The 4,255-nt window shown below is 72.2% G+C and carries 2 protein-coding genes and 1 pseudogene; all 3 read left to right on the forward strand.

Going from position 1 to position 4,255, the window contains the following annotated elements; genetic code table 11:
* Positions 1-203 precede the first annotated feature (203 nt).
* A complete protein-coding gene (locus tag GXP76_RS34340) occupies positions 204-2,687 on the forward strand; it encodes a LuxR C-terminal-related transcriptional regulator (protein ID WP_242575539.1) in 2,484 nt (827 codons plus the stop codon).
* Between the two features lie 275 nt (positions 2,688-2,962).
* Positions 2,963-3,808 (forward strand): SDR family oxidoreductase, encoded by an 846-nt coding sequence (locus tag GXP76_RS34345; protein WP_242575540.1) that lies wholly within the window; start codon positions 2,963-2,965, stop codon positions 3,806-3,808.
* Between the two features lie 48 nt (positions 3,809-3,856).
* Positions 3,857-4,180, forward strand: a pseudogene (locus tag GXP76_RS34350) (NUDIX domain-containing protein); the annotation flags it as partial.
* Positions 4,181-4,255: the final 75 nt, after the last annotated feature.

The following is a 4,255-nucleotide window of genomic DNA, read 5'->3' on the forward strand; positions in this document are numbered from 1 at the left end:
CCGCCCACTCGCCGAACTCCCGGCGGGCGGGCGGCTTTTCCGTGGTCGGAGCAGGTTTCCGGCCATGTTTCTGGTGTGACTGGAGTGACGTCAGTGACCACACGTTGACCGAGCCTTGACCGATCGTTGGACGCGGCCTGTGAGGTTCCGGGGGAGAGAAAATCGAGTTGGTCGTGCGATCAAGATGAGCCACGGGGGCTGCAATGCGCGCGCAGAACAACGAAGGAACAAAAGGAACCATACGGATCGTCGAGCCGGTGCGAGGGGGCGCGGACCTCGCGCCTTCCACCCACCAACGGGCGCGCTACGCGCTCACCTCACGGGTCGGCAGGGATACGGAACTGGCCGATCTCAAGGCTCGCGCCGCCGCCCCGAACGGGCAGGTCCTCACGCTCACCGGTCCGGTCGGCGTGGGCAAGAGCCGGCTGGCGGACGCGCTCTTCGAACAGATCGCGGGCGAGTTCGCGGACGGCGGACGGTACTTGGAGCTGGACACCCTCCGGCTGGAAACCGGCGATCCCGACGGCGGACTCGCCCGCGCGGTCGCGGAGGCCCTGGAGCTGACGCCGTCTCCCGCGCCCGACAGCGATGCTGACGGTGCGTCAGCGAGTAGTGCCACAGGGGGCGGGCGCGCCCCGCTCGATCTGCTGCGCGATCACCTCGGCGGACGGGACTTCCTGCTCGTACTCGACTGCGGAAGCCGCCCACCGCACGGCATCGCCGAACTCTGGGAGGCGGTCGGCTCGGCCGCCCGGCGGCTCTGTCTGGTGACCGTCGGCACCCAGGTGCTCGGCATGTACGGAGAGCACCGCGTCCCGCTCTTCCCCCTCGCGGTGCCCACCGCGCACGACACGGCCGACCTGACCCGGCTGGGCCAGGTCGACTCCGTACGCCTGCTCGTGGACCGGACCAAGGCCGTACGGCCCGGATTCCGGCTCACCCAGGAGAACCGCGAGACCGTCGCCAGGCTCTGCCAGATGCTCGACGGACTGCCGCTCTCCATCGAACTGGCCGCGTCACGGCTGAAGGTGAGCTCACCGCGCGCCCTGCTGGACGAGCTGAGCCGGTCGCCGGGCACGCTGACGGAGCCGGGCACCGCCACGGACGCGGCGGCGGGTCCGGACACGCTGGGCCTCGCGCCGCAGGCCGTCGAACTCCTCGTACGGCTCGGGGTGTTCACCGAGAGCTTCGGTGTCGCCGAGGCCGCCGGAGTCTTCGAACTCCCGCTCGACGTCACCCGGCAGGCGCTGGAGGAGATGGTCGACCACAGCGCGCTGCTGACCGAGGAGCAGCGGGACGGCAGCATCCGGTTCTGGATGCTGCGCAGGTCCCGGGCGCGCGCCCTGGAACACCTCGGACGGCAGGACGCACTGGGGCCGGTACGGGCCGACCACGCCGTGTACTTCATCCGTCAACTGCACGGAATACGCAGCGAGTTGGAAGGCCCCGGACAGACGGCGGCGCTGGAACAGTTCGACCACTGGCATCAGGACGTGCTCGCGGCGCTGGAGTTCCTGGTCGAGGCGGGCAACGGCGAGGCGGTGGCGACGCTGGCCACCGCGGCGCAGCCGTACTGGCTGCTCCGCGGCGAGGTGGAGAGCGCCACGCACTGGCTGTCCGCCGCGCTGCGGCTCGGCATCGACCGGCACCGGGTACGCCTGGCCGCCCTGGAGGCGCTCGGCGAGGCGCTGCTCCTGACGGACGACCCGGCGGCGGCCAAGCCCTGGCTGGACGAGGCGCTGGCCGCGTACACCGAACTGGCCGACGGCCCCGGTGTCGCGACCGTGCGCCAGCACCTGGCCAGGCTCGCCCAGATCGAGGGGAACCTCCCCGCCGCCGAGAACCTGCTGACACTGGTCCTGGCGGACCTCGACCCGCGGGGCGGTGGTCAGTGGTGCCGGGGGGCAGTGCTGGCCAGGCTCGCCGAGGTCCGCCGGGACCGGGGCGACACGACGTCGGCGGCGCGGCACGCCACGGAGGCGGTGCGGCTCTTCGAGCGCGCGGAGGACGCCCGCTCGGCGGCCCGCGCGAAGCTCACGCTGGCGGGTCTCACCGGTGGCCAGGGCGACTACGACCGGGCGGAGCAACTCGCCTGCCGGGCACTGCTGTTGCTGCACGACCGGGGCGATCTGCCGGAAGTCGCACGCGGGCTGGCCGTCCTGGCGGAGCTCCTCACCTACAAGTACGGCCGCACGGCGGCGGTCTGGGAGCGCGCGGCCCTGCTGCTCGGCGCCTCGGACGCGCTGCGCCACCGGGTCGGCGACACCCTGGCGGGCCAGCCGAACGCGGTCAGCGACACCCTGCTCGGCCAGGTCACCGAGAGGATGGGGCGCAGCGCCTTCGACACCGCCTGGCAGCAGGGCGGACAGTGCACCCCGGACGAGGCCGTCGCACAGGCCCTCGCCCTGATCGAACGCACCGACCACCAGCCGCGCACCACGGATCTGGTCGGCTCGCTGACCAGGCGCGAACACGAGGTGGCGATGCTGGTGACGGAGGGCCTCACCAACCGTGAGGTCGCGCGCAGGCTGGGCATCGCGGAGTGGACGGCGGTGAACCACATGCGCAAGGTGATGCAGAAGCTCGGCTGCACGTCCCGCGTCCAGGTGGCGGGCCGCATGCTGCGCCCCCTGGACCCCCACGCGGGCGTCCAGGGCGCGGCGGCGGGAGGCCTGGTGCGCCGCTAGGGGGTGTCCGCGAAGTAGCGCCGTCCGCCCGTAGGGCGGGGCTCGCGGCGTCTGGTGCGGTGCATCGCGAGGCGGAGGATCGGACTCGTACCGGGCGTACCCGGCCGGGTCCGACAACGCGGCGAGGTGCCGTACCAGCCGTCGCGGGCCAGGCGGGACTTCGCGGACACGCCCCAGTGGCTCGCCGTATCCATGGCCGTGACGTGGACGCCCGGACATCGGGTGGAGCGTCTCGGCCATGGATCGTCCCGGCGCCGGTCGATTGACTGGGGGCCATGTCTGAACATCCGATTCTTGTGACCGGGGCGACCGGCAAGTCCGGCCGCCGCGTCGTCGGCCAACTCCGCTCCAAGGGGCTGCCGGTCCGCGCGGCGGCCCGTAACGGCGAGCACGCCTTCGACTGGACCGACAGCCGCAGCTGGGACTCCGCCCTGGAGGGCGTGCGGTCCCTCTACCTCGTCCAGCTTGACGGTACGAAGCTCGTCCGCCCGTTCGTCGAACGGGCGCTGCGGCACGGGGTCCGGCGGATCGTCCTCGCCTCGGGGCGCGGGATCGACGACCCGGACTACGCGAAGGACAGCGGCGGTGTCCTGGAGGGCATCCTCGACAGTGAGGCCGCGGTGCGGGAGAGCGGTCTGGAGTGGACGATCAGCAGACCGGGCTGGTTCGCGCAGAACTTCAGCGAGGGCTTCTTCGCCGACGCCGTCCGCACCGGCGAACTGCGCCTGCCCGCCGGCGACGGGGGCGCCAGCTTCGTCGACGCGGAGGACATCGCCGCGGTGGTGGTCGCCGCCCTGACCGAGGACGGACACACGGGCCGGACGTACGAACTGTCCGGCCCCAGGGCCGTGACGCTGACCGAGGCGGCAGCCACGATCTCCACGGCCGCAGGCCGCGAGATCCGCTATGTGCCGGTCTCCGTGGCGGAGTACGTCGCGGACCTCGTCCACCAGGGACTGCCACCGGCCGACGCCGAAGCCTTCGCCGACGTCGTCGCGCCACTGAGGGAAGGCAGGGACGCCTACGTCTCCGACGGCGTCCAGCGAGCCTTGGGCCGCGCGCCGCGATCCTTCGCCCAGTTCGCCACAGCCACGGCCGAGGCGGGTGGCTGGCGGTCCTGAACGCGGTCGCCCGGAGGGCCGCCGGCTCGACCGACGGGTCACGCGCCCTCCGGCAAGCTCGATCAGGGCGAGACCGTCAGGGCGGGTGCCGCGCGGGAGTTGATGGAGGAGACCGGTGTGCGGGTCGACCCCGGGAGGCTGCGACTGGTGCACGTCGTGCACCACAGGCAGAGCGGGAGCGTGGAGCGGATCGGGTTCTTCTTCGAGGCCACCGAATGGACCGGTGCCCCTGTCAACAGAGAGCCCGCGAAATGCCTCGCGCTCCAGTGGTTCAGCGTCCACGAACTTCCCGAGGACATCATCGAGTACCCGAGGGAAGGACTCCTCGGGTATCTGGAGGGCTCCGGCGTACTGGCCGAGCACGGCTGGTGACGCCCCCGCGTCGTTCGGCAGGGTGCCAGAGCGTGCCCCCGCCCACTTTCCGGCGCAACGGTGAGGAAGAGCGCG

The organism is Streptomyces sp. NP-1717 (assembly GCF_022695985.1).
GTDB lineage: Bacteria > Actinomycetota > Actinomycetes > Streptomycetales > Streptomycetaceae > Streptomyces.